This is a genomic window from Streptomyces marokkonensis (assembly GCF_039539045.1).
Classification (GTDB): domain Bacteria; phylum Actinomycetota; class Actinomycetes; order Streptomycetales; family Streptomycetaceae; genus Streptomyces; species Streptomyces marokkonensis.
Genome location: NZ_BAABCQ010000009.1, coordinates 40910 through 65211, shown reverse-complemented (window position 1 = coordinate 65211; position 24302 = coordinate 40910). Strand labels below are relative to the sequence as shown.

The 24302-nt window shown below is 71.7% G+C and carries 25 protein-coding genes and 2 pseudogenes; 23 read left to right on the top strand and 4 right to left on the bottom strand.

The genetic code is table 11. The features are described from left to right. Positions 1–64: 64 nt before the first annotated feature. The 7 genes from ABEA26_RS03910 to ABEA26_RS03880 all read left to right on the top strand — a co-directional run bounded on the left by ABEA26_RS03910 (position 65) and on the right by ABEA26_RS03880 (position 11448). On the top strand, positions 65–1234 hold the full coding sequence (locus ABEA26_RS03910) for an ATP-binding protein (RefSeq protein WP_345589214.1): 1170 nt from the start codon (positions 65–67) through the stop codon (positions 1232–1234). 5 nt (positions 1235–1239) lie between these two features. Further along, on the top strand, positions 1240–5226 hold the full coding sequence (locus ABEA26_RS03905; RefSeq protein ID WP_345589213.1) for a vWA domain-containing protein: 3987 nt from the start codon (positions 1240–1242) through the stop codon (positions 5224–5226). Continuing rightward, complete coding sequence (locus tag ABEA26_RS03900; RefSeq protein ID WP_345589211.1) at positions 5223–7127, top strand: hypothetical protein; 1905 nt, start codon at positions 5223–5225, stop codon at positions 7125–7127. The genes ABEA26_RS03905 and ABEA26_RS03900 overlap by 4 nt, the downstream gene beginning before the upstream one ends. A 68-nt stretch (positions 7128–7195) precedes the next feature. Continuing rightward, a complete protein-coding gene (locus ABEA26_RS03895) occupies positions 7196–8221 on the top strand; it encodes a LacI family DNA-binding transcriptional regulator (RefSeq protein WP_345589209.1) in 1026 nt (341 codons plus the stop codon). 235 nt (positions 8222–8456) lie between these two features. Next, positions 8457–9599 (top strand): glycoside hydrolase family 12 protein, encoded by a 1143-nt coding sequence (locus ABEA26_RS03890; RefSeq protein ID WP_345589207.1) that lies wholly within the window; start codon positions 8457–8459, stop codon positions 9597–9599. Between the two features lie 231 nt (positions 9600–9830). After that, positions 9831–10913, top strand: a complete 1083-nt coding sequence (locus ABEA26_RS03885; protein ID WP_345589205.1) for a lytic polysaccharide monooxygenase auxiliary activity family 9 protein — start codon at positions 9831–9833, stop codon at positions 10911–10913. A gap of 145 nt (positions 10914–11058) precedes the next feature. Continuing rightward, the gene (locus ABEA26_RS03880) at positions 11059–11448 is read left to right on the top strand and encodes a luciferase domain-containing protein (RefSeq protein WP_345589203.1); all 390 of its coding nucleotides are present in this window, start codon (positions 11059–11061) and stop codon (positions 11446–11448) included. A 133-nt stretch (positions 11449–11581) separates the two neighbouring features. Here ABEA26_RS03880 and ABEA26_RS03875 read toward each other — a convergent pair whose 3' ends face one another. Together ABEA26_RS03875 and ABEA26_RS03870 are read right to left on the bottom strand one after the other, a co-directional pair. Continuing rightward, positions 11582–13174 (bottom strand): MFS transporter, encoded by a 1593-nt coding sequence (locus ABEA26_RS03875; RefSeq protein ID WP_345589202.1) that lies wholly within the window; start codon positions 13172–13174, stop codon positions 11582–11584. Positions 13175–13300: 126 nt separating this feature from the next. Continuing rightward, positions 13301–13774 (bottom strand): MarR family winged helix-turn-helix transcriptional regulator, encoded by a 474-nt coding sequence (locus ABEA26_RS03870; RefSeq protein ID WP_345589201.1) that lies wholly within the window; start codon positions 13772–13774, stop codon positions 13301–13303. Between the two features lie 110 nt (positions 13775–13884). Here ABEA26_RS03870 and ABEA26_RS03865 point away from each other — a divergent pair. Both ABEA26_RS03865 and ABEA26_RS03860 read left to right on the top strand, forming a co-directional pair. After that, positions 13885–14148 (top strand): annotated as a pseudogene (locus tag ABEA26_RS03865) (DUF779 domain-containing protein); the annotation flags it as partial. Between the two features lie 41 nt (positions 14149–14189). Further along, positions 14190–15869, top strand: a complete 1680-nt coding sequence (locus ABEA26_RS03860; protein WP_345589200.1) for a recombinase family protein — start codon at positions 14190–14192, stop codon at positions 15867–15869. Here ABEA26_RS03860 and ABEA26_RS03855 read toward each other — a convergent pair. Then, complete coding sequence (locus tag ABEA26_RS03855; RefSeq protein WP_345589199.1) at positions 15754–16179, bottom strand: hypothetical protein; 426 nt, start codon at positions 16177–16179, stop codon at positions 15754–15756. The two genes, ABEA26_RS03860 and ABEA26_RS03855, sit on opposite strands and share 116 nt — an antisense overlap. Before the next feature lie 147 nt (positions 16180–16326). After that, entirely contained in the window at positions 16327–16773 is a 447-nt protein-coding gene (locus tag ABEA26_RS03850; RefSeq protein WP_345589197.1) for a helix-turn-helix domain-containing protein, read from the bottom strand. A gap of 237 nt (positions 16774–17010) precedes the next feature. On the opposite strand from ABEA26_RS03850, the gene ABEA26_RS03845 reads away from it, so the two are divergent. The 14 genes and pseudogenes from ABEA26_RS03845 to ABEA26_RS03780 form a co-directional block, all read left to right on the top strand. Beyond that, positions 17011–17253 carry a helix-turn-helix domain-containing protein gene (locus ABEA26_RS03845; protein ID WP_345589196.1) on the top strand — a complete coding sequence of 81 codons (243 nt, stop codon included), beginning with the start codon at positions 17011–17013 and terminating at the stop codon, positions 17251–17253. Next, the gene (locus tag ABEA26_RS03840) at positions 17250–17441 is read left to right on the top strand and encodes a hypothetical protein (RefSeq protein ID WP_345589195.1); all 192 of its coding nucleotides are present in this window, start codon (positions 17250–17252) and stop codon (positions 17439–17441) included. The genes ABEA26_RS03845 and ABEA26_RS03840 overlap by 4 nt, the downstream gene beginning before the upstream one ends. An 85-nt stretch (positions 17442–17526) precedes the next feature. Continuing rightward, a complete protein-coding gene (locus ABEA26_RS03835) occupies positions 17527–17862 on the top strand; it encodes a hypothetical protein (RefSeq protein ID WP_345589193.1) in 336 nt (111 codons plus the stop codon). Next, positions 17859–18797, top strand: a complete 939-nt coding sequence (locus ABEA26_RS03830) for a hypothetical protein (protein ID WP_345589190.1) — start codon at positions 17859–17861, stop codon at positions 18795–18797. The genes ABEA26_RS03835 and ABEA26_RS03830 overlap by 4 nt, the downstream gene beginning before the upstream one ends. Continuing rightward, entirely contained in the window at positions 18794–18919 is a 126-nt protein-coding gene (locus ABEA26_RS03825; RefSeq protein WP_345589189.1) for a hypothetical protein, read from the top strand. Before ABEA26_RS03830 ends, ABEA26_RS03825 begins: the two co-directional genes overlap by 4 nt. Next, positions 18916–19299 carry a hypothetical protein gene (locus tag ABEA26_RS03820; RefSeq protein ID WP_345589187.1) on the top strand — a complete coding sequence of 128 codons (384 nt, stop codon included), beginning with the start codon at positions 18916–18918 and terminating at the stop codon, positions 19297–19299. Before ABEA26_RS03825 ends, ABEA26_RS03820 begins: the two co-directional genes overlap by 4 nt. Further along, the gene (locus tag ABEA26_RS03815; RefSeq protein ID WP_345589185.1) at positions 19296–19754 is read left to right on the top strand and encodes a hypothetical protein; all 459 of its coding nucleotides are present in this window, start codon (positions 19296–19298) and stop codon (positions 19752–19754) included. The genes ABEA26_RS03820 and ABEA26_RS03815 overlap by 4 nt, the downstream gene beginning before the upstream one ends. A gap of 59 nt (positions 19755–19813) precedes the next feature. Then, on the top strand, positions 19814–20692 hold the full coding sequence (locus tag ABEA26_RS03810) for a hypothetical protein (protein WP_345589183.1): 879 nt from the start codon (positions 19814–19816) through the stop codon (positions 20690–20692). Then, a complete protein-coding gene (locus ABEA26_RS03805) occupies positions 20692–21846 on the top strand; it encodes a recombination directionality factor (RefSeq protein ID WP_345589181.1) in 1155 nt (384 codons plus the stop codon). Before ABEA26_RS03810 ends, ABEA26_RS03805 begins: the two co-directional genes overlap by 1 nt. Next, a complete protein-coding gene (locus tag ABEA26_RS03800) occupies positions 21846–22580 on the top strand; it encodes a 3'-5' exonuclease (RefSeq protein WP_345589179.1) in 735 nt (244 codons plus the stop codon). Before ABEA26_RS03805 ends, ABEA26_RS03800 begins: the two co-directional genes overlap by 1 nt. Next, positions 22580–22999, top strand: coding sequence for a hypothetical protein (locus ABEA26_RS03795; protein WP_345589177.1), 420 nt, complete (start codon positions 22580–22582; stop codon positions 22997–22999). The genes ABEA26_RS03800 and ABEA26_RS03795 overlap by 1 nt, the downstream gene beginning before the upstream one ends. Then, positions 22996–23265: a hypothetical protein gene (locus ABEA26_RS03790; protein ID WP_345589175.1), complete on the top strand. Its 270-nt coding sequence runs from the start codon at positions 22996–22998 to the stop codon at positions 23263–23265. Before ABEA26_RS03795 ends, ABEA26_RS03790 begins: the two co-directional genes overlap by 4 nt. After that, positions 23262–23894: a hypothetical protein gene (locus ABEA26_RS03785; protein WP_345589173.1), complete on the top strand. Its 633-nt coding sequence runs from the start codon at positions 23262–23264 to the stop codon at positions 23892–23894. The genes ABEA26_RS03790 and ABEA26_RS03785 overlap by 4 nt, the downstream gene beginning before the upstream one ends. Continuing rightward, a pseudogene (locus ABEA26_RS03780) lies at positions 23891–24169 on the top strand (WhiB family transcriptional regulator); the annotation flags it as partial. The gene ABEA26_RS03785 and the pseudogene ABEA26_RS03780, both read left to right, overlap by 4 nt. Between the last annotated feature and the right edge of the window lie 133 nt (positions 24170–24302).

The following is a 24302-nucleotide window of genomic DNA, read 5'->3' as shown; positions in this document are numbered from 1 at the left end:
CCCGGCCACCGCACCCGGCGACCCCACCCACGACCACCGCCCGAGCCCACCGGAAGATCTCCCGATGACCACCACCCTCTCCCCCGACAACACCCGTCAGATCGTGCCGCCCGAGGAGCGGTACGCCACTGAACTGGCCTTCCTCGCCGCCTACGACGACGGCCCCCGCCCGCCGGCCTGGCGGCTCACGCCCCGTGCCGTCGTCTCGTTCGTCATGGGAAGCGGCGACCGGGCCCTGCGGCTGCCCGACGACGCCGAGGCCCCCGAGGGCGTACCGCGTCGCCTGGTGGTGGAGGGCAAGTTCGTCGGCGACCGGGCGTTGGTCGAGCGATGTGTCGTGACCCTCGCCGGCGAGCGCGGGCTGCTACTCGTCGGCGAGCCGGGCACCGCCAAGTCCATGCTGTCCGAGCTGCTGTCGGCTGCCGTGTGCGGCACCAGCGGCCTGGTCGTCCAGGGCACGGCGGGTACGACCGAGGACCAGCTCAAGTACGGCTGGAACTACGCCTTGCTGCTGGCCCAGGGACCCAGCCGGCAGGCCCTCGTGCCCTCCCCGGTCCTGACCGCGATGGGCCGGGGCGGCATCGCCCGCGTCGAGGAGGTGACCCGCTGTCTGCCGGAGGTGCAGGACGCCCTGGTCTCCCTGCTCTCCGAGCGTCGCATCGCCGTCCCCGAACTCTCGGGCACCGACGACTCGCTGGCGCACGCCGCGCCCGGTTTCAACCTCATCGCCACCGCCAACCTGCGCGACAAGGGTGTCTCCGAGATGTCCGCCGCGCTGAAACGCCGCTTCAACTTCGAGACGGTCGGCCCGATCCCGGACCTAGACGCCGAGACGGCGCTGGTCCGCAGCCAGGCGCGGGCGTGCGTCGAGCGGGCCGGCGCGCCGTTCCAGGTCGACGAGGCCGTCCTGGAGGCCCTCGTCGTCGCCTTCCGTGACCTGCGCGAGGGCCGTTCGGCGGAGGGTTGGGAGGTCGAGCGGCCGTCCACCGTGATGAGCACCGCGGAAGCCGTGTCCGTCGCGGGCGCGCTCGGGCTGGCCGCGGCGTATTTCCCCGGCGACCGTGACGTACTGGGGCTGCTCCCGGGGCATCTCCTCGGCGTGGTCCGCAAGGACGACCCGGCCGACGCGGCGCGCCTGCGGGGCTACTGGGACGGTCCGGTCCGGCGCCGCGCCGAGCAGGGTTCGGCCACCTGGCGCACCCTGTGGGACCTGCGCACGGTCCTGGAGGGCTGACGTCCGTGTCCCACTCCTCGCCCGGTCCCGCCTCCTCGCCCGGTCCCGCCTCCTCCCCCGGTCCCGCCTCCTCGGCCTCTCTCGCCTCCGCGTCCGCTCCGGTCTCCTCGACCCCTCTCGCCTCCTCGCGCCTCTCTCCCGACGAAGCGGTCGCCGCGCTCACCGATGCCGCGGCGCCCTATGTCATCGGCGTACGGCATCACGCACCGTCCCTGGCCGCGGCCGTCCCGACGCTGCTGGACGGGGCCGCTCCGGACGTCCTGCTGGTCGAACTTCCCGCCGAGATGCAGGAGTGGCTGCCCTGGCTGGGCCACGGGGAGACACGGGCGCCGGTCGCCCTCGCGGCCGCGTCCACCGAGGCGGGCGGAGGGCCGGCCTTTTATCCCTTCGCGGACTTCTCCCCCGAGCTCGCCGCCGTGCGCTGGGCCACCCGGCACGGCGTCCCGGTCGTCGCCTGCGACCTGCCGCTGGCCGACCGGGCGTGGCACGAGGGGAGGCGTCCCACCACGTCCACGACGTCCACCGGTCCCACCACGTCCACCGGTCCCACCGCGCCCGCCTCCGTGGCTCCGGAGTACGACCGTTCCGGGCTCACCGTCGCCCTCCGGGCCCGGCTGACCGGCCGTCCCGGCGAGGATCTCTGGGACCGTCTCGTCGAGGCCACCGCACCGGGCTCCGAGCCGGAGGCGCTGCGCCGTGCCGCGCTCCTCACCGGCTGGGCGCTGCGCGAGGAGGCCATCGCCTCGGGAGGTGTGCCCGAGTTCGATCTGCGGCGTGAGCGGTGGATGCGCTCCTGCCTGGCCGCCGCCGCCACGGACGGCGCGCGTGCAGCGGTGGTCGTGGGTGCCTTCCACGCCCCGTCGCTGGTGGTCCCGGCTGCCGAGCCCGAGCCGCACCGCCCCGGCGGTACCAGTGGGACCAGCCGTCTCACCAACCCTGACAACCACGTTGACCCCGTTGAACCCGACAATCCCGACCGCCCCGCTGACGCCCCCGATCACCCCGATCACCCCGGCCAGCGCGACCACTGCGACCCCCGCGACCACTGCGACCCCCGCGACCCCCGCGACCACTCCGACCCCGCCGGCCCTCACGGTCACGTAGCGAACCGGCCCGGTCCCAAGGACTCGCCCGGCGATGCCGACCGTTCCGGGTGGATCACGTCCCTCATCCCGTACACATACGCCCTCCTGGACGAGCGGTCCGGCTATCCGGCGGGCATCCGGGACCCGGAGTGGCAGCACCTCGTGCTGCGGGCGGCAGGCGATCCGGTGGCGCTGGAGGAGGCGCTGACCGGGGCGGCCGTACGGGTGTGCGTGGGGCTGCGCGCCCTCGGGCATCCGTCGGGGCCCGCCGACGCGCGCGAGATCACCCGGCTGGCCTCGGACCTGGCACGGCTGCGCGGGTTGCCCGCCGCGGGCCGGGGGGAGCTGGTCGAGGCGGTGCAGACGGTGCTCGCGCAGGGGGAGCCGTACGGCAGAGGGCGTGCCGTCGCCCGAGCCATGGAGCAGGTCCTCGTCGGGACGCGCAGCGGCCGTCCGGCTCCCGGCACGCCACGCAGCGGCCTGGCCCCGGCGGTCGAGGCCGAACTGTCGGCGCTGGGGCTGCCCGGCCCGGGAACCGCCGGACCGGGCGCCCCCGGACCGGGACCCACTGGACGGGGGGCGGTCGGGCCGAGTGGCACCAGGCCGGGCGCGGCCGCCCGGGATCTGCGGCTGGACCCCTTGCGGTCCGACCTCGACCGTGAACGCGACCTGCTGTTGCGCCGTCTGGCGGTGTGCGGTGTGCCGTACGGGGAGGAGCAGGAGATCGTCGGCGCGGGCGGTGCGGAGACGCTGACGACCCGGTGGGAGGTGCGCTGGACTCCGGCGACCGAGGCCATGCTGTCCGCGGCCGGCGTACGCGGTGTCACTCCCGCCCAGGCCGCCGAGGGGGTCCTGCGGGAGCGGTGGCGTGCGGAGCGGGACGAGGGCGGACCGGTGGCCGCTCAGACGCTGGAGGGACTCCGGCAGGCGGCGGAGTGCGGCCTGCCGGAACTGACGGACGCACGGCTCGCGGAGGCCGCCGAGGCACTGCCGGGCACCGCCGCCCTGCCCGAGCTCCTCACCGGCCTGGGCCTGCTGGACCGGTTGCGCGCGGGTCACATCGCAGCGCTCGGTACCGACAGGGACCGTGCGGTGCGGGCCCGCGCCGTGGCCGAACTGTTGACCTCCGCCGCGGTTCGCCAGGTGGACGGTCTCACCGGGGCCGAGGACCCCGCAGACGCGCACGCCCTGCTGGAGCTCGCCCACCGGGCCGACGTCCTCGGCGGTGTCCGTCTGACCGACGCCCTGGCCCGGCTTGCACACGACGGCTCGCCCCTGATGCGCGGTGCCGCGGGAGCTGTCCGGGTACTGCTCGGACACGAGGACGCGGAGATCCTGGGCGACCGCGTCGCCTCCTGGGTGGACACGGCGAGCGACCACACCTCCCGGTCCGCGCTCACCGCCCGGCTGACCGGGCTGCTGACAGCCGCCGGCCCGCTGCTGGAGTCCGCGGCCCCGGCACTGCATCCGCTGCTCGAGCGGGTCTCCGAACTGTCCGACCGGGACTTCCTCGACCGGCTGCCCTCGCTGCGCGGCGGCTTCGACACGCTCAGCCCGGCCGGCCGCGACCGCCTCCTTACCGCCGTCGAGGAGCATCTGGGCGTCGGCCGGCCGGCCGACACGGGCGGGGTGGATCCCGACGCCCTCGCCCTGTGGACCCGCGCGGACCTCACGGCCCGGGCCACTCTCGGCGGACTCGGGCTGCTTCCCGCACTCGCTGCCGACGAGGCCGGCACAGCCGAGTCCGCCGCCACCGGCTCCGACGCCGACGCCGACGCGCCACCCGTCGCCGGGGACCACCTCCTCGACCCCGCCGACCGCTGGCGGCTCGTTCTCGGCCGCCGCACCGACCGGCTGCCCCCATCGGCGGCCCCGTTGGCCACCGCGTTGGACGAGCTGTACGGCAGCGGGCGGGGCGAGGGCAGCCGCGGTGACCTGACCGGGCCGGGCCGCGGCGGCGGCCGGGAGGCTTCCTATCCGGGTGTGCGTGCGTGGTCCGAGGAGCTGGCGGTGCTGTTCGGGCCGGGCATCCGCGAGGAGGTCCTGGCGGCCGCGGCCGCGTCGGGCCGGCCGGACGTCCTGGCGGAGCTGGACCCGGACAGCGTCCGGCCCTCCGTTGACCTGCTGCGCACCGTGCTCCGCCATGCGGGCGGCCTGCCAGAGGCCCGCCTGGCCGCGCTCCGGCCGCTCGTGCGGCGCCTGGTCGAGGCACTGACCCGGCAGTTGGCCACACAGCTGCGCCCGGCGCTGCACGGCACGGTCCTGCCGCGCCCCAGCCGCCGTCCGGGCGGTGGCCTGGACCTGCCCCGCACCCTCCGGGCCAACCTGGCCTCGGCGCGCCGCTTCCCGGACGGCACGGTCCAGGTCCTCCCCGAACGCCCCGTCTTCCGTACCCGCGCCGGACGGTCCGCCGACTGGCGGCTGATCCTGGTGACCGACGTGTCGGGATCCATGGAGGCGTCCACGGTCTGGGCAGCCCTCACGGCCTCGGTGCTGGCCGGAGTGCCCACCCTGTCCACGCACTTCCTGGCCTTCTCCACCGAGGTCATCGACTTCACCGACCACGTCGAGGACCCGTTGTCCCTGCTGCTGGAGGTCAGCGTGGGTGGTGGCACCCACATCGCCGCGGGGCTGCGGCACGCCCGCGAGCTGGTCACCGTACCGTCCCGCACCCTCGTCGTGGTCGTCAGCGACTTCGAGGAGGGCTACCCGCTGGGCGGGCTGCTCGGCGAGGTCCGTGCCCTGGTCGGGGCCGGCTGCCACGTCCTGGGCTGTGCGAGCCTCGACGACACGGGACGCCCCCGGTACTCCACCGGTGTGGCGGGCCGGCTCGTCGCCGCGGGCATGCCGGTCGCCGCCCTCAGCCCGCTCGAACTCGCCCGCTGGGTAGGGGAGAAGATCGCGTGAACCCACAGCTTCCGCCGGTCGCCCCGTCGGTGACCGCCGAGCTCGTCGCGGCACTGACGCCCCGGCTGCGCAAACGGCTCGACGCGGGCGTCGCCAAGGTGGCGGCACGGCCGACGGCGCGGGCGGGCGACATGGTGCGCATCGCCGTCGACGACGGCACCGAACTGGAACTGCATGCTCCCGGCGGGGTCGTGACCAGCGCCGGGGCGATCCGCTGCGGTTGCCTGCTCGCACCCGACTGTCTGCACCGGGCCGCCGCGGCATCGGCGGCCCCTGTCGCCGATCCCACGGAGCCGTCGGCGACAGAGCAACCGGCGACGAAGCAGCCGGTCACCGCACCACCGGTCACGAAGCAACCGGTCACGGACTCGGCACCGCCACCGCCCGCCCCGGTCCCGGCCGCCGCCCCCACCTCCGAAACGGCCACCCCCGACCAACGTGTCGCCGCGGCCGCCCTGCACGACGCCGCGGCCGCCGTGCTCGAGGCGGGCACCGACGGTGCTGGTGCCGTGCTCCAGGCGGAGCTGCTGCGCGCCGCGCACACCGCGCGGCTCGCGGGACTCCCCCGTGCGGCGGGCCGTGCGGTCGCCGTCGTCACCGCGTTGCGCGCGGCCAGGAGCACGGACCCCGCCTACCGCCTCACCGACCTCACCGCCGCCCTCCGCGACGTCCTGGTCATCTCCCACCGTCTCCCCGGCGCCACCGGCCCGGAACTCGCCGGACTCCGGGGCACTGCACGGCAGCCGTACACCCCGGACGGGTCCCTGCGCCTGTACGGGCTCTTCTCCGAGCCCGTCCTCACGGCGACCGGATACGGGGGAGCCGTCACCTGGACGGCCGACGTCGCGGGACGGCTCTACTCGGTCTCCGACGTGGCTCCGGGCGGCGCCGGGCGGGCCACGGGCGCCGCCGACCGGGCCGTACGCCTCGGCGACACGTCCCTGACCCACCGTGAACTCTCACGCGCGGGACTCGCCGTGTCCGGTGCGACCGTCTCCCCGACGGGCCGCCTGGGTGCCGGCGCGGGCGTTCGGGCCGTGCGCGCGGCCGGCGCCGCGTGGCATGCCGAACCCCTCGACCGCCTGTGGGCGGTGCCGGTGGACGAACAGGTCTCCATGGCCCTGGCGGGCGACCGGGACCTGTTGTTCCTCGACGTCACGCTCACCGGCACGGTCCGCGAAGCGGCGGGCGAGTGTTTGGTCGCCGACTGCGGGGGCCGGCCGCTGCGGCTCGCCGCCGCCCATGACGATCCCGCGCTGCCCGACCGCGAGAACCTCCGCCTCCTCGCGTCCGTCCGGGGCGTCCGGCTACGCGTCGTCGCCCGGCTCACCCCGGCCCCGCAACCCCGCGCCCTGCTCCTGGCCGTGAGCCATCCCACCGACCCCGACGCCCGTATCGATCTCGGCCTCGACCGGCTCCGCCGCGCGGACCTGCCCACCGCGCCGACGCCCAGGGGTGCGCCGGCCGGGCCCCCCGTCGACGAGGCCCCGGTGCATCTGCTGCGGCGCCGGGTCGACCAGGCGACGTCCGGAGGCCGCCGTGTGCTCGCCTTTCCCGGAAACCGGGACACCGAGGGCGCGCGTCTTCGCCGGCACGGCCTCGTCACCGCCGGAGAACTCCTCGCCGCGCTGCACGCCGCCGCCGCGGAGCGTGCACGCGACCCCTTCGGTCGGCTTCTTCCGGCCGACTCCGGCCGCTTCGCCCGTGCCTGGCTCGGTGCCGCCGTCCACACCGAGGAACTCGACCGTATCCTGTGCGCCGCCGCGTGGGGCGCGGACCTCACGAACGCCGCGGACCCGGCTGTCCCCGCCCGTCCGGGAAGTCCCGCAGACCCGGTGGAAACAGCCCATCCAGCAGTCCCCGGGGACCCGGCGGATCCCGTCGATGCCGGGGCGCCCTAGCGATCGGCCCGCCGAGCCGAGTGGGGAGCCGTAGTATCGGATGATCTCGTGGGGGGGGGGAGGCGGGCATGGGCAGGCAGCGTCCCGGTACGCCGACGCTGGAGGAGGTGGCCGCCCGCGCCGGTGTGGGGCGGGGCACCGTCTCGAGGGTCGTCAACAACGCGTCCGGTGTACGGGATTCGACACGCCGCGCCGTGCAGCAGGCCATCGCCGAACTGGGCTACGTCCCGAATCTCGCGGCCCGTTCCCTGGCCGGCCACCGCGCGGACGCCGTCGCGCTGGTCATCACGGAGACGGACTGGCGGCTGTTCGGGGAGCCCTTCTTCACCGAGATCGTCCATGCCGTCGGCGACGCCCTCGCCGACACTCCGGTGCAGTTGCTGCTCACCCTGGTCCGTACGGACACCGAGCGGCAGCGTTTCGTGGAGTACGCGCGCGGTGGCCGAGTCGACGGCGTGCTGCTGATGTCCGTGCGCGCCGAGGACCCGCTGCCGGACCTGCTCGCGAAGGCGGGACTGCCCACCGTCATGCTGGGGCGGCGTTCCGGCGACGAGAGCGTCACCTACGTCGACGCCGACAACACCGGCGGCGCGCGTGGCGCGGTCACGCACCTGCTGAACGGCGGCCGGACCATGATCGGGGCCATCAGTGGACCGCTCGACATGTACGTCGCCCAGTGCCGGCTGCGCGGATACCGGGAGGCCCTGGAGCTGGCGGGCGTGGAGGTCAGGCCCTCACTGGTCGTCGAGGGCGGTGATTTCGCGGAGGAGAGCGGGCGCCGGGCGATGACCGGGCTGATCGCCCGTCATCCGGAGCTCGACGCGGTCTTCGCCGCCTCGGACTCGATGGCCTCCGGGGCGCTGATCGCGCTGCGCGCGGCAGGCCGCCGGGTGCCGCAGGACGTGGCGGTGATCGGCTTCGACGACTCCCGGCCCGCCCGGCCCACGGATCCGCCGCTGACGACGGTCCGGCAGCCGCTGGAGGAGATCGGCCGCACGATGGTGCGGCTCCTGCTGGAGGAGATGGAGGACACCCCCGGCTCCTGGCGGCACGTCATCCTCCGTACGGAACTGGTACTCCGCGACTCCACCTGACGGCGTCGATGGGCGGGCACTCACCGGCGGCGCGTCTGTCACCTGGGGCTTCGACATCTCTTCGCCATCTCTTCGACGACTCCGACGCGCACAGTCTTGTCAGGAACATGAACTGCTCCTACAGTCCCCAGTCAACCGATAAGTGGGAGCGCTCCCATCCATGGGGAGTTGGGAGCGCTCCCGCACCGGCCCCCTCCTTCCCCCCCACCCCCCCCACCCTCCCGGAGAGGCCCCCATGCGACCGTTACGGCCCCAAGTCCGCTCCCTGCGCGGCCTCCTAGGCACACTAGTCGCGACCTTCGCGGTCGTCGCGTCACTCATGACCGCGGCGGCGCCGGCCCAGGCGGACACCACACTCTGCGAACCGTTCGGCACGACGGCGATCCAGGGACGGTACGTCGTCCAGAACAACCGCTGGGGTTCCACTGCCACCCAGTGCGTAACGGCCACGGAGACCGGCTTCCGGATCGGCCAGGCCGACGGCTCCGCGCCGACCGACGGGGCGCCGAAGTCGTATCCGTCGGTCTTCAACGGCTGCCACTACACGACCTGCTCGCCGGGCACCGAACTCCCCGCCCGCATCGACACCGTCACCGAGGCGCCCTCCAGCATCTCGTACGGCTTCGTCGGCGACGCCGTCTACAACGCCTCGTACGACATCTGGCTGGACCCGACTCCCCGTACCGACGGGGTGAACCAGACCGAGATCATGATCTGGTTCAACAGGGTGGGCCCGATCCAGCCCATCGGTTCCCAGGCCGGAACGGCCTCGGTGGGCGGACGGAGCTGGGAGGTGTGGACCGGCAGCAACGGCTCCAACGACGTGCTGTCCTTCGTCGCCCCGTCCGCGATCACCGACTGGAGCTTCGACGTCATGGACTTCGTCCGGGCGACCGTGGCGCGCGGGCTGGCCGAGGACGACTGGTATCTGACGAGTGTCCAGGCCGGCTTCGAGCCGTGGCAGGGCGGCGCCGGGCTGGCTGTGAACTCCTTCTCCTCCACCGTCGAGACCGGCGGCGGCGCGGGCGACCCCGATGACCCCGGCGACCCGGGCAACCCCGTGGCGTGCGAGGTGACGTACGGAGCGAACGCCTGGCAGAACGGCTTCACCGCGGACGTCACCGTCACCAACACCGGCACGACTCCCGTCGACGGCTGGCAGCTCGCCTTCACCCTGCCCTCCGGCCAGCGGGTGACCAACGCCTGGAACGCCTCGCTCTCCCCTGCCACGGGCACCGTCACGGCGACCGGCGTGGGGCACAACGCCCGGCTCGCAGCCGGCGGCAGCCTGACGTTCGGCTTCCAGGGCACCCACAGCGGCGCGTTCGCCGAGCCGGACGGCTTCCGCCTGAACGACGCCGTCTGCACCACCGCCTAGCGACCGCGCACGGCCCAACGCTCCCTCGCCCGTCCGGTCGTAGCGCCTTCCCCGGGCGGGCGGGGGCTCCATCGCCCACCTCGAGCGCAGCCCCGAGCGCAGCCCCGAACGTCACTCCGTGATCACCGAGTTCCGATCACCACATCCCGATTGTCATTGCCATGGACTGATCATCCGGAATCATCCGGTCACCAGCAAGGGAAAGATTCACCCCGGAAACAGGAGCCCCCTATGGTTCGACGCAGCAGATCCCTCTCTCTCGCGGCTGTACTGGCCACCCTGCTCGGCACGCTCGGCGTGACCTTCCTGCTCGGGCAGGGGCGTGCCGACGCGCACGGCGTGGCGATGATGCCCGGCTCACGCACCTACCTCTGCCAGCTGGACGCCAAGACCGGCACCGGCGCCCTGGACCCGACGAACCCCGCCTGTCAGAGCGCCCTGGACCAGAGCGGCGCGACGGCGCTGTACAACTGGTTCGCCGTGCTCGACTCCAACGCCGGAGGCCGCGGCGCCGGTTATGTGCCGGACGGCACTCTGTGCAGTGCCGGCGACCGGTCCCCGTACGACTTCTCCGCCTACAACGCCGCCCGCGCCGACTGGCCCCGGACGCATCTGACGTCCGGGTCGACGGTTCAGGTGAACTACAGCAACTGGGCGGCCCACCCGGGTGACTTCCGGGTCTACCTGACCAAGCCGACCTGGTCGCCCACGTCCGAGCTGGGCTGGGACGACCTGGAGCTGATCCAGACGGTGACCGACCCGCCCCAGCAGGGCTCGGCGGGTGCCGACGGAGGCCACTACTACTGGGATCTGGCGCTGCCGTCGGGCCGCTCGGGCGACGCGCTGATCTTCATGCAGTGGGTGCGTTCGGACAGCCAGGAGAACTTTTTCTCCTGTTCCGACATCGTCTTCGACGGCGGCAACGGCGAGGTGACCGGCATCGGCGACTCGGGCGGCTCCCCGACGCCGACCGAGCCTCCCACGACCCCGCCACCCACCCACTCCGGCTCCTGCATGGCCGTCTACAACGTGGAGAACTCCTGGGGCGGCGGCTTCCAGGGCTCCGTCGAGGTGATGAACCACGGGACTGAGCCGCTGACCGGCTGGGCCGTGGAGTGGCAGCCGGGCGACGGGACCACGCTCAGCAGTGTGTGGAACGGATCGCTGTCCAGCGGCACCGACGGTGCGGTCACGGTCCGGAACGTGGACCACAACCGCGTCGTCCCACCGGACGGCAGCGTGACCTTCGGCTTCACCGCCACGTCCACGGGCAACGACTTCCCCGTGGACACGATCGGCTGCGTGACGCCGTAGCACGGCCCCGGGAGGCGCCCTACCCGGCCGTGCGGCCACCGTGCGGCGTCTCCCACCGGCCTGCGGCACACCCGCGCACCTCACGTGCCGGTTACAAATCGCTCAACCTCTGGTTGCGAAGCGATGATCGAGCGACTATGGGGCCATGACTCTGGCTCAGCGCGCCCTTGAGCGGCTGCAGGCCTGGCCCGACCTCACCGCGGGCCCGGCCAGTTGCGGAACCGGACGGGCCCTGCGCTCCGTTCGTGACGAGATCGTCCACTTCCACTCGGACCGGGACGTGGACCTCCACCTCACCCACCGGGCCATCCAGCGTTTCCAGTACGACCTCGGCAACTCCAGCGCCATCCGCATGCTTCCCGGATCACGGTGGGTGACCGTGCACCTGGACTGCGACACGGACGTCGACCTGCTGCTGAGCCTGGTGAGCATCGCGCTGAAGGCCCATCAGGCCCGGCCCCCCGCGGAGCTGCCCTCGAAGTGCAACTTCCACCGCGTCACGGTGCTCCCCCGTTCCGCGGCCGGGGAGATCTGAGATACGCCGACGGCGGCACCCCGCGTCGGAGGGGCACCGCCGTCCGCGGCCTCGGTGTTCAGCACCACCGTCCACGGTCAGTGGTCGGGCACCACCGTCCACGGTCAGTGGTCGGGCACCGCCGTCCGCGGCCTCAGTGGTCCGCCGGCTGCTCCGCGCCACGCCGGATACCGACCGCGGCGAGCACCGCGCCGAGCACGCACAGGACGCCGGTGACGATCACCGCCACGTGGACGCCGTTCATGAACGCCTGTCCGCTGCCCTCCACGACGGCGGCCCGCAGGCCGGCCGGCATGTCGTCGGAGACGGGCGCCACGCCCATCGCCACGGCGTCCTTGGCCTCCAGCAAGCCGTGTGCCATGGCCGAGGGCACACCCGCGCCGGTCAGCTCCCCGGTGAGCGTCGAGCCGACCTTGCTGCTGATCAGGGAGACCAGCACGGACGTACCGAGCGCGCCGCCGATCTGTAGGGTCGTCGCCTGCAGACCGCCGGCCACACCGCCGTCCCGGACGGGTGCGTTGCCGACGATGGCGTCGGAGGACGCGGCCATCACCATGCCGACACCGAGGCCGAGCGCGATGAACGGCGGCCACATCGTGGCGTAGGAGGAGTCGGTCTGCCAGGTGAGCATGCCGAAGCAGGAGGCCGCCTGGAGCAGCATGCCCAGCGGCATGGTCAGACGGGGGCCGAAGCGCTGGGTCAGGGCCGCGCCCAGCGGCGAGGCGACCAGCGAGGCGAGGCTGAGCGGAAGCGTCCGCAGGCCCGCCTCGACCGGCGTGAAACCCCGCACGTTCTGCAGGTACAGCATGACGAAGAAGATCACGCCGAGCATGACGAAGAAGTTCATCGCGGTGATGATCGCGCCGATCGTCAGCGCACGGTTGCGGAACAGGCGCATCGGCAGCAGCGGGTGCTCCACGCGGGTCTCGAACCAGCCGAACACGAGCAGGAGCACGAGGCCGGCGGCGACGGAGCCCAGGGTGCCCGCGGACGTCCAGCCCCAGGTCTCGCCCTTGACGACGCCGAAGACCACGGCCAGCAGGCCGAGGGCGAGCAGGACGAGGCCGGGGATGTCGAAGCGCTCCCGGCCTGCGGCGTTGCGGCTCTCGGGCAGGACGAGGATGCCGAAGACGATGGCGAGGACGCCGATGGGGGCGTTGATGTAGAAGACGGACTCCCAGTTGACGCTCTCCACGAGGAGTCCGCCGACGATGGGTCCGAGGGCCGTGGCGACGGCGGAGACCATGGCCCAGATGCCCACGGCCATGCCGAACTTCTTCGGCGGGAACACGGAGCGGAGCAGTCCGAGGGTGTTGGGCATCAGCAGTCCGCCGAAGGCGCCCTGGAGGGCACGGAAGGCGACCACACCCTCGATCGACCCGGCCAGGCCGATGGCGACGGAGGCGAGGGTGAACCCGGCGACGCCCACGAGGTAGTAGGTGCGCCGGCCGAACCGGTCACCGAGCTTGCCGCCCAGGATGAGGGTGGCGGCGAGCGCGAGCAGGTAGGAGTTGGTCACCCACTGGAGCTGGGCGGTCGACGCATGCAGGTCGCTGCCGATCTCGGGATTGGCGATGGCGACGACGGAGCCGTCGAGCTGGACCATGAACAGTCCGAACGCGACGGCGAGCAGGGTCAGCCAGGGGTTGGACCGCAGGCGGCCGGCCGCCGGTGGGGCGGTCTTGGCCGCGGGTGGGGTGGGGTGATCCACGGACGTGGACGGCATGGGTGAGCCTTCTCTTCCAGATTCACGGGGGTGGTGCGGGGCGGGGCGGCCCACGGGCGCACGGCCGGCCGGCTGCGGGCACGACGGTGTGCCCGCAGCCGGCGGGAATGCCTGGGCCCCGCCCGGTCAGCGGGCGGTGGGGTGGAGGTGCCGCGACAGCGCGTCGAGGGCGTCCAGGGCGGAGCCGAGCGCGCCCTGCTGCCCTTCGGTGAGGGAGGTCAGGGCGTGGCGGATGAACGCGGTCTCCAGTTCCCGCACCTCGGACAGACGCTCACGGGCCGTGGCCGTGAGGTGGAGGTGGGCGACCCGCCGGTCGGCGCTGTCCTGCCGGCGCTCCAGGTCTCCCTGCTCGGTGAGCTGGGAGACCAGGGCGCTGACGTTGTTCGGCTTCATCAGCAGGGCCTCGGCGGCCTCGCGCACCGTGGCGCCCTCGCGCTGGGCGACGAACCGCAGCAGCGCGAGCCGGCTCTCCGGCGGCTTGGGATGCGGGTACTGGGCGGAGACCTGCCGGTCCAGCGCCCGATGCAGCGCCGGAAGGCATGCCGCGAGCCCGGAGGCCACACGGTCGATGTCCCGGCGAGGGGCGCTGGAGTCGGTCACCCGGACACGATAGATATGACCAGATAGGTATGTCAAAAGAGATAAAGTCGCCGCTGGAGTCGCCACCCGTGCAACGCTCTCGCAACCTTCTCCGTGCTGGCATGCACGGTATGCGCGACACACACGAGGAGACTCCCCCCGTCGAGCTCACCTCCGAGGCGGCCGCACTGCTACGGCGGCTCCGCGAGGCGCACGGCCCGCTGATGTTCCACCAGTCCGGCGGCTGCTGCGACGGCAGCGCCCCGATGTGCTACCCGGCCGGCGAGTTCCACACCGGAGCCGCGGACGTCCTGCTCGGCGAACTGGTCGTCGAGGGCGTCGGGGAGCCGGTGGCGTTCTGGATGTCACGCAGCCAGTACGAGACGTGGAGCCACAAACCCACTTACTGATGGCGCTACTTCGCTAGCATGGCCGCATGCCCTACGCGCCCGAGTACCTGCACTTGGTCATCCCCGGCGTCGCCTTCGAGGCTCTGCTCTACGGCCGTAACAGCGACGACGCCACCGGATCCGGCAGTTCCGTTGAAGACCAACTAGCCACGGGCCGCACGCTCTGCGGGCAGAACAGCTGGCGCATCACCCGCGAGTTCAAAGACACGGACATCTCCGCCAGCCGTCACACCAGCAGAAAGCGCGACGAGTTCGAGGCCCTCATCGACGCCATCACCGACGGTGCCACCACACCCGGCGTCCGCCGCATCGTCGTCGCCTTCAACGCCAGCAGGTACTACCGCGACTTGGACGCCTACGTCCGGCTACGAAAAGCCTGCATGATCGGCAATGTCCTGCTCTGCTACAACGGCCAGGTTTACGACCTGTCCCGCCGCGACGACCGTAAGACCACCGCTCAGCACGCCGTCGACGCAGAGGACGAGGCAGAAGGCCTACGGGACCAGAACCTGCGAACAGCCAGCCAGCAGGCCAAAGCGGGAATGCCCCACGGCAAGGCGATCTACGGGTACACGCGGACGTATGACATGGTCAACGGCCGCAAGCGCTGTACCGGGCAGGAGGAAGATGAGCGCGGGCCCTACGTGCTGGAGATGCTGCGCCGCCTGGACGCCGGCCACACCCTCGGCTCGGTGAAGCGCTGGCTCAGGTCGGAGCCGAACGCTGCGCGGCTGGATGGAAGTCCGTGGGCGGAAGACTTGATCCGCATGACGGTCATGAACCGCGTGTACGTCGGCGAACGCCTCCACCGAGGCGAGTACATCAAGGCGGTCTGGGCCCCGATCAAGGGGCTTGAGACGCCCCAGGGCAGGGCCATGTTCTTCCGCGTCACGGAGAAGCTCACCGATCCCGCCCGGACAGCCCACCGAGGGACCGAGGTCCAGCACCTGATGTCGTACCTCGGCTTGTGCGGTGAGTGCGGCGATCACGCGCGCCTGCGATACCTCACTACGACCGGCCGACGGAAGAACCCCACGATGGCCTGCACGGAGAAGCAGGACACATCGATCGTTGAGCACCTCCTCAACGCCTATGTCGAGGAGGCCCTGCTCGCCTGGTTCAGCAACAAGCAGAAGGCTCGGGCCGCCCTTGTCCCAGCGGACGACAAGGTCGAGGAGGCGGTGACCGCCACACAGCGGCTGATCAACTCGTACGAGGAGCAGCTCGCTGAGGCCCGGCATCTCGCCGAGACCTTCGACGAGGAAGCGGGCCGGTTCAAGCTGTCGGCGGCGTCTCTTGCAGGCATGGAGGCGCGGATCGAGCCGAAGCTGGAGGCGGAGCGGAAGAAGTTGCAGCGCTTCACCGGGACCTCGCCGCTGCTGCTGCGGATGCTGAACGAGGACCCGGAGAGTGTCTGGAACGGCCGCCCCGCCTCGGCGGAACGGTCGGCGTTGCCCGGGCTGACGCTGGAGCAGAAGCGGGAGGTGATCCGGAGTGTGGTGACCGTCCGCTTGTACAAGGCGACGACGACCGGCGCGCGCAAGCTGGAGCCGGGCCGGATCCGCCTCTCGTTCGTGGGGGAGCTCGGGTTCAGGGACCGACCACTCCGTGCTCCCGCGACCGCTCCCTCTCGGCTTCCGGGGCCGCGGGCTGCTTCTTCGGGAACGTCAGCAGGTTCCCGCGGCTGGGCTGCTGGCGCTTCTTGAAGACGCCGGCGCGTTCCATCTCGGCGCCGGTCTGGAACGCTTCGGACAGCTCTTTGGCGCGCGTGCCTTGGAACTCTGCGCGGAGCTTCTCGCGTTCGGCTTTGAGGGTGGCGGTGTTGCGGGCTCGTTCGGCGGCCCGCTCCTGAGTGAGGCGGCCCATCTCGTTCACCTGTGCAGCCTGGAGGGCGAGGAAACGTGTCTGCTCGGCCTGCGCCTGGCGCTGTGTGTCGGCGAGGACGCGTCGTTCATCGCGGGTGTCGCAGACCCAGCGGCGGACGAAGATGAGGATGACGAGAGACAGGCCGGTCATGACGAGGCAGGCCCCACCGATGGAGCCTGCTGCGTTATGAACTGAGGCGCTTCGGATGATCACGGCGAACCCTGCGAGCAGGATTCCTACGGCTATTGCGACCGCGGCTTTGGTGCGAGCCGTGAGATCCATGCATACCCCCGGGTGTTACGCCTGTGCTGTCGCGTCTCCGGGGTCGGCTTCGTCGGCTTCGTCGGTGGTGAGCTTGTCGACGACGGCGAAGAACGTGAAGCGTCCTACGTCATCGAGGATGCCCCACTGATCGGCCACCTCCTCCGGAGTGAGATTTGAGCCTACCTGTGACCGATCTGTTTCGGACAGTGCTTGCTGAGACTCCAGGTACTCAGGTGGCACGATCTCGGCAGCGACAAGGAGTTCGACGGGGTCCAGTCCCAACGCCTTGGCTAGGGCGGGGAAGAACTTGACGTGCGGAACCGTCTCCCCGCGTAGGAGCCGCGAGACCGTGGTCTTGTTGATGCCGGTGGCGGCCACGAGTTTCTGCTGCGCGCCATACGCCGTGTAGCCGGCGCGTTCGAGGGCGGGGAAGACGAGCGCGAAGAACCGCTCTTCACGTCCGGTGGGGGCATCCGTCATGTCCCGGAACTCTACTTCCCTGGAGAGGGAATAGTCGACGATTCCCTCCCCCGGGAAAGCAGCATTCCGGCCACTGACCTGCAACAACACAGGTCACGCGCTCGTTCGAACACACGTACGAGTGCAATTTCATCCTTCCCGATCTCGCACATTCCCTTGCCAGGGAGGGAATGACTGTGGTCTAGTTTCCCTCGTCAGGGAAACCACCCCACCACCTGCGAAGGGAGGGACATCCACGTGTACCGACTCAACGTCACTCGCCTCCGCGCCATCGCCGCGCAGCACGGCGACAAGACGCCCTACGCCATCGCCAAGCGCACCGGCGTGAGCATCTCGTCCGCTTATCGATACGTCGACGGGTCCGCACAACCTGACCTGAACTCGGCGCTCAGGCTCGCGCAGGCATATGACCTGGACATTCGCACCGTCATGGACCTGATCGACGACGAGGAAGACGAGCCCGCCGGAGTCGCCGCATGACCCGCGAAGAGCGCCACGCGCTCCTCGGCGACGCCGTCATCGCGGAGATCCACGAGCGCGTCGCCCAGGCCCCGGAGCCGACCGACGAGCTGGTGGAGAAGCTCCGCCGGATCATGACGCGCCCGGCCGGCCTTGTGCCGCAGGCCGTGCCCGTGGCGGAGGCCCCGCCGGCCGCGAAGGCCGCCTGACCCACCAAACGCCGAAGGGCCGCTCCGACTGCCAGGCCCGAGCAGCCCATCGACTCGGCGACCAACCAAGCAAGGAAGAGTCACCTTGAAGACCAACCCTATCTCTCAGCACGGCGCGGCTGTCGCGCTGGTGCAGCTCCTGGAGGAGCACCCCACCCTGCCCGCACTGTCGTGGCGGATCTCCGCCCACAAGCACCTCGCGGGCGACTTGCAGGGCTCGCACACCCGCGCCGAGGACCCGCGTCCGATCGCGGAGGCGTGGGCGTCCGCCCTCGGCACGCAGGTGATCGAGACCGAGTTCCTGTTCGAGGACGAGCCGAACCTGGAGTGCGCGGTGGAAACGGTCTGGCGGGACGTCCGGGTTCGGATCGTCATGTCGTGCCCGGTGTCGCTGCTGGTCGCGTCGGTGGTGGCGGCATGAGTGCCCCGCTGGTGATCAACACGACTGATGGCTCCTGCTGGACGCGGCGCACGGTGACGTCGGGCGGGGTCGCCCTGTACGCGCTGGCAGATGTCTGCTCGTGCCCGGAGTTTGTGATGGCGACGCTGGCGGAGTTGGCGGAGCGCGGGATTGTCGGCTCGGCGGATGTGCTGCCGATGCCGGTGGGCCCGGAGTCCCAGGCGCCCCGGCCTGTGTCCCTCACCGAGGAGCAGATCGAGAAGCTCACGGCTGCTGGCAACCGCGCGGTGAACGACCTGGTGCACGACGACCTGTGTGCCTGCGACGCGTGGCCGGGGCGGTGCCTGTCGTCGGGCGGGTTCTTCCAGGGTTATTGGGACTGGGGCTACCTGGAGACGGCGGTCCGGGCGGTGCTTGGCGTGTGGCAGTCGATGCGCGCTGGTGATCGGGTCACGGAGCTGGAGGCGGCGCTCTACACGGAGCAGGCCCAGGGCCGGACGCTGTTGGAGCAGCGGAACGCGCACGCGAAGGAGCTGCTGAAGCTGCGGACCCGGGTCGCCGAGCTGGAGGCCCGGCTCGCCGAGTATGAGCGGCCGGCCGACGTTCCGGAGACCGCCCTCGCCCAGGTGCAGGCCGTTCTCCTCGCGCACTACGACGGGCTGCCCCGGCCGGACATGGCGGTCGGTCTGCTGCTGACGAACCTGCGGGCCGAGCTGCTGGCCGCACCGACCGGGGACAGCTACCCGCCCGCGCTGCCGTGGGCCGCTCTGTTGGACCACGAGGACCTGACGGACTTCCTCGACGAGTTGGCCGCGTCCGCGATTACCCACGCCCCCGCCGAGACGGCCCTGGCCGAGGTGGAGAAGACGTGCGGCACGTGGCGGCTGATCGCGGAGGCGCAGCACGCGCACAACACCGCGCCGGGCCCGAACGCCGAGGCGGGTGAGGCGTCGTGACCGCCCTCGACTGGCTCCTCTGGGGCTCCTCCATCTGGGCCGCGATCCTCGCCTTCTTCCTCGTCGACGCGCCCACCCTCCTCGCCAACCTGCTCAACCGCCACCACGGGGGTGCCCGTTGAACCGCATCCGTCTCATCCTCCACCGCATCCTCCGGCGGCCGGCCATCACCGGCCCCGCCCGGATCTACGTCCGCCGCATCCCCACCGGCGTGATGCTCGACCTGGAGCACCCCATCGCCACCGCGATCACCGCGATCGTGGACGACGAGGAGCTGCTCGGCCTGCTGCTGGAGTACGCGGCCGACCGGGCCGAGCCGCGCGCTCACAATGGTCACGCGCCGGAGGCTCTGCTGCTGGAGGAGATCCTCGCCCGGGTTGGCTACGAGGTCCCGGTGTACGGGGACGCGGTCGGTGCTCTGGCGGACCGTCTGCGGGCGTTGGCTCCGGCCCCGGCCGTGGTGATCCCGGCCCAGCGCCACGAGGGCGGTGCCGCCGCATGAACGCCTGCGCCGAACTCCGCAAGTACGTCCACCTGCTGGCCGACATGTGGACCTCCCGGGAGACGACCGACGCCCGCGTCGAGGAGCTGTACGGCCTCGTCCGCGCCGAGGTCATCACGGACCTGGCGGCCGAGGCCGAGCAGCGCCTGACCGCCGGTACCTCCCGCACCGTCAGCAAGAACACGGTCCTGCGGTTCCTCCGCCTGGAGGCATCCGTGGCCCGTGCGGCCGTCACCGGAGAGAAGAGCAGCCGCCCCGCGGCCGAGGCCACTCCCGAGGCGTACGACGGCGAACTCGCCATGCTCCGCGGCCTCGTCCGCACGCTCCGGGTGGTCGTCCGGCCCGACGACGCCGACGTGGCGGAGGTGCGGCGGCTGCTGCACCACTACGTCGCTGATGAGACGGCCGCCATGCGCAGCACCCACAACGACACGCCCCAGGGGGACAGCAAGTGAGTACGAGCACGACGGTCGGGGCTTCGGCCCCGGCCGCCGGCCGCCGCTCTCGGAAGACCGTGAGCGCACCGACCGGCACCGACCGCATCCCCCGCCCCTCCCAGGGCTGGTACCGCGTCAAGGGCACTGACCTCAAGCTCCGCAGGGTCACCACGATCCTGGAGCAGGGCTGCTCCAAGGGCGACGCCCTCACCTTCTGGGCCGGGAACATCACCGCCGAAACGGCGATGAACAACCTCCCGTACCTCGTCGGCTCGTCCCTCCGCCCGGAGCAGCGCACCGAGGCCTACGACTGGCTCCGCCGCGCCCACACCCGCAAGAAGGACGAGCGCAAGGACGTCGGCTCCGCCGTGCACAGCCTCATCGAGTCCCACGTCCTCGGCACGCCGATGCCCGCCGAGCTGCTCACCGACCCGGAACTCACGCCGTTCCTGGACCACTTCCTCCGCTTCGTCGAGGAGTGGCAGGTCACCTTCGAGGCTTCCGAGATGGTCGTCGGCAACGAGGACGAGGGGTACGCCGGCACGCTCGACTACCTGCTCCGGTCCCCGCTCATCGCGGCCGCGTTGGCCGAGTACTTCGGCACCGAGGTTTCCGCGGACACGGTGTTCTGCGGCGATACGAAGACCGGCGGAGAGCTCGACGTGAAGGGCGTCTACCCGGAGGCGTCGTTGCAGATGGCTGCCTACCGCAAGGCCCGGGTGGCGTGGCTGCGGGACGGCACGAAGGTCCCGATGCCCTCCACGTTCTGGTCCGGCGTGGTCCTGCACCTGCGGCCGGAGGGCTACCGGCTCATCCCCGCGGTCGCTGACGACGCCGTGTTCGCCGCGTTCCTGACCGTCAAGCGGAACGCGGAGTGGACGTCTGGCCTGTCGAAGACGGTCATCCGTCCTGCGCTCACCCTGCCCACCACGAACAGCGAAGAGAGGGCTGCCTGATGCCCATCATCGACCTCCAGCGCCGCATGCGGCAGCTCGGCGAGATCCGACTCGGCCACGTCGTCCCCACCCGCAACGGCAAGACCCGCCCCGCCAAGCTCGACAAGTTCCGCTTCACCAGCCCCTCGCGGGAGATCCTCACCGAGGTCGCCAAGCTGTACGGCGGCGAGGTCAAGCCGTGGACCCCGGCCAACGGCGGCCCCGCCGAGTTCGAGGTCTACTCGAAAGCCGACAGGCTCCCCGTGCTGATTCCGCCGACGGATGCGGTGTCGCAGTGGTACGAGCTGTACGCCGGGTCGAAGTGCCAGCGCCGCTGCGACGGCGTCACCGAGCACAAGTCCGACCGGCCCTGCCTGTGCGACCCGGACAACCGCGACTGCGCCATGACCACCCGCGTCAACGTCATGCTCCGCGACGTTCCGGCGCTCGGCCAGTGGCTCCTCATCTCCAAGGGCTACCACGCCGCCGTCACCCTGCCCCCGGCCGCCGAACTGCTGTCACAGGCCGGCGGGTACGTCGCCGGGTGGCTCGGGATGGAAGAGAAGACGGCCATCGTCAAGGACCAGCTGGCCCGCTTCAAGGTGCCGACGCTGGACGTGGAGATCACCCCGGCTGCGCTGATGGCCGGGCAGATCACCGGCGGGGCCCCGGCGGTGGCGTCGGGCCCGGAGCGGGTGGCGATCACGTCCGGCCGGCCGGACTATGCGGCGCTCGCTGCGGTCGCCAAGACGGCCGAGGAGGTCGGCAAGCTCTGGAAGCAGGCAGTCGATGCCAAGCAAATGGACGACGATCTCGCCAAGGTGCTGAAGGCCCGCGGCGAGGAGCTGCGCGCGAAGCCGGTTCCCAGCGCGACCGACGGGCCGCACCCGGACGACACCGAGCGGGCCCTGAACCCGTCCGACTACGGCGACGCGCCCCCGGAGCAGGTTGACGTCTTCAACCGCGGCGATGACGTGGTGGACGCCGAGATCGTCGATCCGGCCGCCGCCGAGTCGATGTGGTTCCAGATCATGGCCGCCGCCGGACCGCGCGGCATGACCACCGAGGCGCTGGAGGCCGCATTCGCTCAGCGGTACGGCGGCCTTCACCCGTCGTCCGCGAGCCTCGGCCAGCTGGAGACGTTCCTCGCCGCGCTCAAGGGCGGTGAACTCTGATGACCGCATGGTTCGAGGGCCGCCTCGCTGGCTTCGACCTGGAGACCACCGGCGTCGACGTCGAGAACGACCGCATCGTCACCGCCTGCGTCGTCCAGTGCGGCGGCAAGCAGCCCACCCAGTCCTTCAACTGGCTCGCCGACCCCGGCATCGACATCCCCGAGGGCGCCGCGAAGGTCCACGGCATCACCACGGAGCGGGCCCGCGCGGAGGGACGGCCGGCGGCCGAGGTCGTCGAGCAGCTGGTCGCCGCGCTCGCCGAGAACGTGTCGGCCGGACTGCCGATCGTCGCGATGAACGCGTCGTTCGACCTGACGATCGTCGACCGGGAGGCACGCCGCTACGGCGTGCAGCCCCTGGTGGACATCGTCGGCGATGACCTCCTCGTGGTGGACCCGCGGGTGTTGGACAAGAAGGTCGACCCGTACCGGCGGGGCGGCCGGAAGCTCGAAGACCTCTGCCGCACCTACGACGTGGCACTGGACGGCGCGCACTCGGCAGACGCGGACGCCATCGCAGCGTGTCGCGTGGCGTGGAGGATCGCGAAGAAGACGAAGCCGATCGGCGAAGCCACCCTCGGACAGCTGCACAAGCAGCAGATCGAGTGGGCCCGCCAGCAGGCGGAAAGCCTGCGGGACTACTTCGCGCGGACGCCTGGCAAGGAGTCGTGGGCGGACGGCGTGCGTACCGAGTGGCCGTTCATCCCGGCACAGCGTGCGGGCGGTGACGCCTGATGTGGTTCGTCACCCGCCGCCGTCACGAGGCGGAGCTCGCCGCGGTCCGCAACTACAACGACGCCCTCCGCGAGCGGTGCGAGACCGCAGAGGAGAACGAGCGGGCCGAACGCGTTGCGCGCCGCACCATCACCCGGCAGCACGCTGAGCTGGACGCCGCGAACCGGCGCCTGGCCGGCCGAGTCGAGGAACTGGGCAAGCGGAACTCCGCCCTGACGGAGTCGGACCCGGACTACCTGGCCGAGCTGGAGAAGCAGCTCGCCGCCGTCCGCGAGCAGCTGGCCGCGGAGAGGAAGCGTGCCGATCACCTCCAGGGCCGCCTCGACGACGCGCTCGGCATGCCCGAGGGCGGCCACATCGAGGACAGCGGGCCGTGGCAGCCCGGCTTCCAGAAGCCGAAGCCGGAGGCCCTGACGTGAGCCAGCTCGCCGCCGCCCTCGGCGCAGCCATCACCACCACCGGCATCGGCGCCGTCATCATCGCCCGCTCCTGGCCCATCCCGACCGGCCGGCACCGCTCCACCCGCGAGGCCACCGACGCCGCACTGCTCCGTCCGGTCGAGGCCCTCGACCAGATCGAGGCGTACTGCCCGGCCGAAGACCGGGACACCCTGCAGCTCAACCTCCGCCTCGGCGGCGTCCGCTGCACCGAATGCCGCAACGACCCGACGGAGGCTGCTCAGTGACCACACTGTTCGACGTCGAGGCCCAGGCCGCCCCCGTGACGGCCGGGCCCCGGCCGCTCACCATCCCCACCGTCTACGGCCTCGACCTCTCCCTCACCTGCACCGGCATCAGCGACGGCACCACCGCCGGCGCCCTCATCCCCGGCACCCGCACCGGACACGACCGGCTCGAGTTCCACCGCCGCAACGTCCGCGACCGGATCCCTGAGGAGACCAGCCTCGTCGTCATCGAGGGCCCGGCCATGTCCCTCGGCTACCGGCCCGGCGTCGAGGAGATGACCTACCTCCGCGGCCTCATCCGCCACGACCTGTGGCGCCGCCGGATCCCCTTCGCGATCTGCCCGCCGCAGCACCGCATCATCTACGCCTGCGGCGTCGCCAACCCGGCCAAGGACCACCCCGCGAGCAAGCGGAAGACCATCTGCAAGGGCATGGTCCGCGACGCCGTCATCGACCGGTACGGCGTGCCGTGCGAGGGCCGCGGCCGGTACGACCAGGCCGACGCGACGATCCTCGCCGCGATGGGCCTGCACTGGCTCGGCTACCCCCTCGTCGTCCTCCCGGACACGCACCGTCGGGCGCTGGACGGCGTGACGTGGCCGCTGAACATGCCGGCGGTGGCCCGATGAGCATCTCCACCCTCGACCGTGCCCCGGACTGGCGTGACGCAGCTGCCTGCCGTACCGAAGACCCCGACCTGTTCTTCCCCCAGGGCACCATCGGCCCCTACCTGCCCCAGGTCGAACAAGCCAAGGCCGTCTGCCGACGCTGCCCCGTCTTCGCCCAATGCGCGCAGTGGGCCTGGGAGAACAAGCCCTCGGACGGCATCTTCGCCGGGCTCACCGAGGCCGAGCGCCGATACCTCCGACGGCGCAAGAAGCAGTCGGCGCCCCGCCAGGCCGCGCCCGCAGAGCCCAAGCCTCAGACGCTCGCCGAAGCGTTCGCCCAGCGCATCAAGGCGACCGACGACGGACACGTCCTATGGGGCAAGGCGTCCACCCAACTCAAGGTCAATGGCGGCATCTACAGCGCCCTGC